The 7,053-nt window shown below is 75.7% G+C and carries 5 protein-coding genes; all 5 read right to left on the bottom strand.

The features are described 5' to 3' along the window. A partial coding sequence (locus tag EAO70_RS02945) for a lamin tail domain-containing protein (RefSeq protein WP_410090987.1) occupies positions 1-1,311 on the bottom strand: 1,311 nt, incomplete at its 3' end. Positions 1,312-1,567: 256 nt separating this feature from the next. Next, positions 1,568-2,392 carry a class I SAM-dependent methyltransferase gene (locus tag EAO70_RS02940; RefSeq protein ID WP_315986201.1) on the bottom strand — a complete coding sequence of 275 codons (825 nt, stop codon included), beginning with the start codon at positions 2,390-2,392 and terminating at the stop codon, positions 1,568-1,570. A 124-nt stretch (positions 2,393-2,516) separates the two neighbouring features. Continuing rightward, the gene (locus EAO70_RS02935) at positions 2,517-4,409 is read right to left on the bottom strand and encodes a helix-turn-helix domain-containing protein (RefSeq protein ID WP_148001457.1); all 1,893 of its coding nucleotides are present in this window, start codon (positions 4,407-4,409) and stop codon (positions 2,517-2,519) included. A gap of 60 nt (positions 4,410-4,469) precedes the next feature. Next, positions 4,470-4,952 (bottom strand): NUDIX hydrolase, encoded by a 483-nt coding sequence (locus EAO70_RS02930; protein WP_148001456.1) that lies wholly within the window; start codon positions 4,950-4,952, stop codon positions 4,470-4,472. Between the two features lie 73 nt (positions 4,953-5,025). Next, entirely contained in the window at positions 5,026-6,762 is a 1,737-nt protein-coding gene (gene lnt / locus EAO70_RS02925) for an apolipoprotein N-acyltransferase (RefSeq protein WP_148001455.1), read from the bottom strand. Positions 6,763-7,053 lie beyond the last annotated feature (291 nt).

Below are 7,053 nucleotides of genomic sequence, written 5' to 3'. Positions count from 1 at the left end.
GACCTCAACAACGAGGGCTTCGCCGTGGCCGGGGCCGACGAGTGCGTCGGCCCCGGCCACGGCGAAGCCCTCGTTGTTGAGGTCGGGCATGCCGCTCGGGCGCTGGTAGGAGGCCACGGGGGCGAAGGCGCCGGTGGCGCCGATCTTCAGGGTCCGGTGCAGGCCGCCGCAGGTGTCGTCGCAGACGGCCCACAGCCGGGCGGCCTGCGGCTCCCACTGGAGCTCCATCACACCGGCCATGCCGCTCGCGATCGTCGCGACGCGGGTGGCACCGCCGCCGTCCTGGAGGACGTACGCGTGGACCGCTCCGGTGCCCTCCACGCCGAGGAGGAAGACCCCGCCGGTGTGCGCGCCGTACCGGCTCGGGTCGTAGGCCGTGCCCGTCGACTCGTCCTTGAACCCGGCCGCGACGAGGGTGCCGTCGGGGATCCAGGTGATCGCCTCGAAGCCGAGGTTGGCGCCCACCGCCGGGAGGCCGGCGGTCAGGTTCCACTCCTTCGTGGCGGTGAGCGTGCCGCCGGTGCCCGCGGCGACCTCGTAGCGCAGGACGGAGAGGCGGCTGGTCCCGGAGGCGTCGCCGTTGCGCTCGGTCGCGACGTACGCGCCGCCGGCCGCCCCGGCGCCCGTCAGGGTGACGGCCTCGCTGTCGGGGCTGCCGCTGCCGCCGGGGTAGCGCAGCGTCTTCCCGGCGCTCCAGCCGTTCGCGGTGTCCGGCCGCCAGCCGCCGGAGCCGTCCCGGACCAGCCGCCACAGCCGGCCGGAGTTCTGCGCGCCCCAGAGGACGGAGCCCTCCTGGTGGAGGCCGCTGAGGTCACCGCCGAAGACATGGGCCCCGTCGGCCGTCGCGACCGAGGAGCCGCCCGGCCAGGCGACCGGGTTCGTGCCGCCGCCGGAGCCGCAGTCGTTGGGGGCGCCCAGCGTCAGGGCCGCCTTCTTGAAGGCGCCCGTGCCGTCGGGGCAGCGCGACCAGGACGGGGCGGAGTGGGCGGTCCAGGTGAAGCTGTCGACGAGGGTGCTGCCGCCGGGCAGGTAGAGGCGGGCCTTGTCGCTGGAGCCGAGGCCGAACGAGGAGGCCACCGTGAACGCGCGCGCCGCGCCCGGGGCGAGGGTCGTCCCGGCCGGGACGGTGAAGGTGTGGCTCGCGTCGTCGTCCTTGAGGACCCAGCCGGAGAGGTCGACCGCGGCCGCGCCCTTGTTGTACAGCTCGATCGAGTCGTCGACGCCGCCGGTCGTCACCACCTCGTTGATCCGGATGTCGTCCGCCGGGGCGGCGTGCGCGGTCGGCGTGACCAGCGAGGCGGCGGCGAGCAGCGTGGCGCCGGCGACGGCGAGGCGGATCGGGAGGAGGCGACGGCTCCGGGGAGCGCGTTCTTCGGGCACGGCGGGTCCGTCCTGAGAGAGGGGCGAAGGGCGTCACGAGACTCACGCCCGACGCCGAACGCCGCTCGGCGTCGGGCCCGTTGTCGGGTGAACGCCTGCCGAACGCCAGGAGGCGCCGCACCGTGCCGGCCGGCCCGCCGCGCCGATCGACGCGACGGGTCGGAGCAGGCGGGTGGGACCCGGCGGATCAGACCGGCGGGCGGGTGGCCGTCACCAGGTAGTAGTCGAGGTCGCCCCGCTCGTACGCCTTCAGGAAGTTGCGCGGCCAGGTGCCGGGCTTCCACTGGTCCGAGAGCCAGCGGTCCCAGCCCGGCCACACCTCCGGTCCGATGGACTCGGCCCGCGCATCGGCCAGTCCGGCCTCGGTGAGGGCGTCGGTGACGTGGGTGACGGGGCGCGCGATGTCCAGTCCGTCGGCGAACGACTCCAGGGAGGACGCGAGCCGCGCTCCGCTCTCCGGGTCGGTGCCGGGGGTGAAGAAGCTCGCGACGACCACCCGCCCGCCGGGGCGCAGCACCCGGGCCGCCTCCCGGGCGAAGGCGGCCATGTCGTCGAAGTGCTGGGCGGCCTCGACGCTGTGGACGCGGTCGAACTCGCCGTCGCCGAACGGCATGCGCTCCGCCGCGCCCCGGACGAAGCGCAGTCCCGGTGCCGACCCGGCGAGCAGCTCCGCGTTGGTCCGGCGGGCCCGCTCCAGCTGCTCGGGGTGGATGTCCAGGCCGGTCACCCGCTCCGGCCGGTACTCGCGCAGGGCCAGCGCGCAGCCGACGCCGAGACCGCAGCCGACCTCCAGGATCCGCCGGCCGGTGAGCGGCCCGGCGGCGTCGAGCACCCGCCGGTACAGGTCCTCCTGGCTGCGGACCCGGTCGTCGACCGTGAGCGGTCCGGCGAGGTCGATCGACCGCCAGGAGCCGAAGTTGATGAATCCGCCGGCGAACACCGGCACCGAACTGAGGTCGGCGGGACCGTACGTCCTCCGCACCGCGGCCCGCATCTCCACCTGCTCCACCACCCGCGTCACCTCCCGGGCCAGTCTGGCGTCCGGTGCCGTCGCTGTCGACGGTGCCCGCCCGGTGCGACCCGAAAGGGTGCACGGGGCGGACCGCGGCCCCGGATTCGGGCGGGCCTCCGCGTCCTCAGGGGCCCGCGACGGCGTCCGCGAGGGCGTGCAGGCGCAGCGCCAGCTGGATCTCCAGGGCGCGGGCGGGGGACTGCCAGTCGGGTCCCAGGAGGCGGCCCACCCGCTCCAGGCGCTGCGCCACCGTGTTGACGTGGACGTGGAGTTCGTCCTTGGTGCGGGCGGGGCTCATGCCGCTCGCGAAGTAGGCGTCCAGGGTGCGGACCAGGTCGGTGCCCCGCCGCCGGTCGTAGGCCACGACCTGGCCCACCGTGCGGTCGACGAAGCCGTCGACGTCCCGGCTGTCGGCGAGCAGCAGACCGAGGAAGCCGAGGTCCTCGGCGGCGGCGCCCTGCCCCGAGCGGTGCAGGAGCCGGAGCGCGTCGAGGCAGCGGCGGGCCTCCGCGTACGCCACGGCCACCTGGTCCGGTCGGTCGTACGGGGCCGGTACGGGGGCGGAGGCGCCCACGGTGACCGGCTCGCGCAGGGTGGAGCCGAGCCCCTGCGCGGTCTGCCGGGCGAGGTCGGCGGCGCTCTCGCCGGGGCCGAGGGGCAGCAGCAGGACCGTTCCGCCGTCGCGGGCGGAGGCGAGTCCGCGACGGGTCGCGGCCAGATGGGTCGCCGCGGACCAGAGGCGTTGCCGGTCGGCGCTCTCGCGGCCGCCGGCGTCCGGCCCGGCCGCGCCACCGACCCGGTCGGTCCGCGCGGCGAGCACCACGTGCGGGGCCTCGCCGTCGGTGCGGAGCCGGGCCGCCCGCTCGCGGAGCAGCCGGCGGTCGCGGTCGGGGGCGTCGAGGAGGTCGTCGAGGAGTTCGCCCCGCACCCGCTGCTCGGCCTCGCCCGCGGAGCGGCGGGCGAGCAGGAGGAGGGAGGTGACGAGGGCGGCGCGCTCCAGGGTGCGCTGGTCGACCGGGTCGAGCTCCGGCTTGCCGTGCAGGACGAGGGCGCCCAGGGTCTCGCCTCCCGCGGAGACGGCGGCGACCCAGTCGTCGCCCTCGCGGACCGCGTGCCCGCCGGCGGTCCGGGCGGTCCCGGCGCCCTCCTCGGTGAACGCGACCGTGCCGCCGAGGACCTCGGAGACGGCGTGGGCGACGTCGTGGACGCCGCCGCCGTGCAGCACCAGTTCGGAGAGCCGGTCGTGGACCTCCGAGGCCCGCTCGATGACGGCGCTGTGCTCGCGGATGATGCCGTTGGCGCGCTCCAGTTCGGCGAGGGCCGAGCGGGTCTCCCCGAGGAGGTTGGCGGTGTCGATGGCGACGGCGGCGTGCGCGGCGAAGGAGCAGAGCAGGGCGACCTGCTCGCGCTCGAAGACCCTGGCCCGGCGGTCGGCGGCGAAGAGGACGCCGATGACCTGGCTGCCGAGGCTGAGCGGCACGCCGAGGATGGCGACGAGGCCCTCGTCGCGTACCGCCGTGTCGATCGTGCGGGTGTGCTGGAAGCGGGCGTCGCCGAAGTAGTCGTCGGTCACGTAGGGGCGGGCGGTCTGCGCGACGAGCCCGCCGAGCCCCTCCCCCATGCCGAGCCGCACCTGCTGGAAGCGCGCCGAGACGGAGCCCTCGGTGACCCGCATGTAGGTGTCGCCGGCGGCCGGGTCGTTGAGGCTCAGATAGGCGACCTCGGTGCCGAGGAGGGACCGGGCGCGCTGGACGATGGCGCGCAGTACGGCGTCGAGGTCGCGCAGTCCCGCGAGGTCGTGGGCGGTCGCGAAGAGCGCGGACAGTTCCGCCTCGCGCCTCCGCCGCCCCTCCAGCTCCGCCCGGACCCGCAGGGCGAGCTGCTTGGCCTCTTCGAGTTCGGCCAGCGCCTCGGGGCCGGCGCCGCGCGCGCGGGCGAGCAGCACGGGCCGGTCGTAGGCCTCCGTCGCGGCTCCCCTGGCGAGGAGTTCGAGGAAGGAGACGGGTTCATGGGACATGGACACAGGGATACCTGTCGAACGTGTGGTCGCACCACCCCTGTGCTCCGTGCCCGTGGTTCAGTCGGTGGCCGTGGTGCGGAACCAGGTGGGTTCGTCGGCCCGCGCCCGCTCGATCCGGGTGAGCGAGAAGCGGTTCAGCTCGGGCAGGTCGTCCGTGTCGAACCAGCCCACTTCCAGGGACTCGTCGTCGTTGACCCGGGCGTCCCCGCCCACGGCGCGGCAGCGGAAGGTGACGTCCAGGAACTGGCACTGGTCGCCGTTGGGGTAGACGACGGGCTCGCGCAGGGTCTCGACGAGCACGATCCGTTCGGCCTCGCAGTGCACGGCCGTCTCCTCGAGGACCTCCCGCACCGCGCAGTCGGCGGGCTGCTCCCCCGGTTCGACGATGCCGCCGACGATCGACCAGCGTCCGTTGTCGGCGCGCCGGCCGAGCAGCACCCTGCCCCGGTCGTCGAAGACGACGGCGCTCACTCCGGGCAGGAAGAGGAGCTGGTGGCCGGCTGTCTCGCGCAGGGCCCGGATGAAGTCAGGGGTAGCCATGGACCCGACCCTAGGTCACTGGTGGGTCGGGTCGCGGACGGCCCTTCGCGGCCGTCCGCGGTCCTCCCGCGTCCTACCGCGCCCCGGTGCGCCGGGCCCGTACCGGGCGGAGGCCCGACCAGCCGAGGCCGGCGGCCGCGAGGGCCACGAGGAGGGCCTCGGGCAGGGTGCCCATCCGGGTCGCCGGGGTCAGCGAGGAGCGCAGCGGCACCTTCTCGACCAGGACGTCCGGGGTGAACATCCTCGTCTCCGCGACGATCTCGCCGTCGGGGCGGATGACCGCGCTGACGCCGCTGGTCACGGGGACGACCACCGAGCGGCTGTGCTCGACGGCCCGCACCCGCGACATGGCGAGCTGCTGGTAGGTCATCTCGCTGCGGCCGAAGGTGGCGTTGTTGCTGGGGACGCTGATGAGCTGGGCGCCGTGGGTGACCGTGTCGCGCACGGCCCAGTCGAACGCGGCCTCGTAGCAGGTGGCGAGGCCGACCTTGGTGCCCGCCAGGTCGAAGACCCCGATCTTCGTCCCGGCTCCGAAGTCGCGGCTCACCCGGTCGACGTTGCTGTTGAAGAGGCGGACGAGGGGGCGCAGCGGGATGTACTCGCCGAAGGGCTGCACGTGCCGCTTGTCGTAGGTGGCGACGGGACCGCGGTCCGGCTCCCACTCGATGAGGGTGTTGCGGAGCTTGCCGGTCTCGGGGGCGACGACCGCGCCGATCACGGTCGGCACGCCGATGGCTTCGACGGCGCCGTCGATGACCTCGGCCGCGTCGGCGTTCGCGTACGGGTCGATGTCCGAGGAGTTCTCGGGCCACAGCACGAAGTCGGGCTGGGGGGCGCGGCCGGCCTTGACGTCCGCGGCGAGTTCGCGGGTCCGGGCCACGTGGTTGTCGAGGACGGCCCGCCGCTGGGCGTTGAAGTCGAGGCCGAGGCGGGGGACGTTGCCCTGGACGGCGGCGACGGTGGCGGTGCCGTCCTCGGCGGAGTCGTCGACGAGCGGCAGCGCGGCGAGGGCGCCGGTGACCGGGACGAGCACGGCGAGCGCCGCGGCCACCAGCGGTCCGCGCGGGAGGCGACCTGACCGGGCTCCGGCGGCCGGCTCGACGGCGGGGCCGGCGACGTCGTCCGAGCGGGCCGGTACGGCGATGCCGTCCGACCGGGCCGGTACGGCGACGGTGCCGGCGGTCCCGTCGCGGGGCGTGCCGGCCTCCGTGCCCGCGGCCCGGCGGGACCGGAGCTGTCGGCCGGCCTCGTACAGGCCGAAGCCGCAGAGGGCGACGGCGAAGCCGAGTACCGGGGTGCCGCCGACGGCGGCCAGCGGGAGGAAGATCCCGTCCGCCTGGCCGAAGGCGATCTTGCCCCAGGGGAAGCCGCCGAACGGCACGCGGGCCCGGGCCGCCTCCGCGAGGATCCAGACGCCGGCGGCGAAGAACGGCCACCAGGGGAGCCGGGAGACCGCGGCGATGCCGAGGCCGGCGAGGGCGATGAACAGCGCCTCCACCGCGGCCAGCGCGATCCAGGGTCCCGGGCCGACCTCCTCGCCGGTCCAGACGAGGAGCGGCAGCAGGAAGCCGAGTCCGGCGAGGTAGCCGAGGCCGAAGCCGGCGCGGAGCCGGCGGCCCCGCAGGCTCCAGCCGAGCAGGGCGAAGGCGGGCAGCGCGAGCCACCACAGGGGACGCGGCGGGAAGCTCAGGTAGAGCAGCAGTCCGGACAGCAGGGCCGCCCCGGGCCGCGCGTACCGCCGCAGCCGGGAGGAGGGCGCGGGTGCGGGGTCGGCTGCGGACGCGTCGACGGGGGTGATGGTGGCGCTCACCTTGCGGAGTCTACGGGTCGTTCCTGTCGGCACAGGAGGGCGGAGGTCCCGGGCGTGTGGCCTGGTGGGGCCGCCTGGGACGGCCTCGGGCGGCCCGGGACGGAGGTGGAGGCCCTGGGTCTGTTCCGCCTGGTCGGGCCGCTCGCCCCGGGGGGGCGGCCGCGGCTCCGCGCGGGGGTCAGACGACGGCCTCGGGCGGCCCGGGACGGAGGTGGAGGCCCTGGGTCTGTTCCGCCTGGTCGGGCCGCTCGCCCCGGGGGGGCGGCCGCGGCTCCGCGCGGGGGTCAGACG

Origin of the sequence: Streptomyces sp. adm13(2018) (assembly GCF_008042145.1) — a bacterium.
Lineage (GTDB): Bacteria > Actinomycetota > Actinomycetes > Streptomycetales > Streptomycetaceae > Streptomyces.
The sequence above is the reverse complement of the archived record's forward strand: the minus strand, read 5'-3'. Positions and strand labels throughout refer to the sequence as shown.

Coding starts and splice junctions, on each gene's coding strand:
- EAO70_RS02935 (WP_148001457.1), bottom strand. CDS start 4,409: ATGTCCCATGAACCCGTCTCCTTCCTCGAACTCCTCGCCAGGGGAGCC.
- EAO70_RS02930 (WP_148001456.1), bottom strand. CDS start 4,952: ATGGCTACCCCTGACTTCATCCGGGCCCTGCGCGAGACAGCCGGCCAC.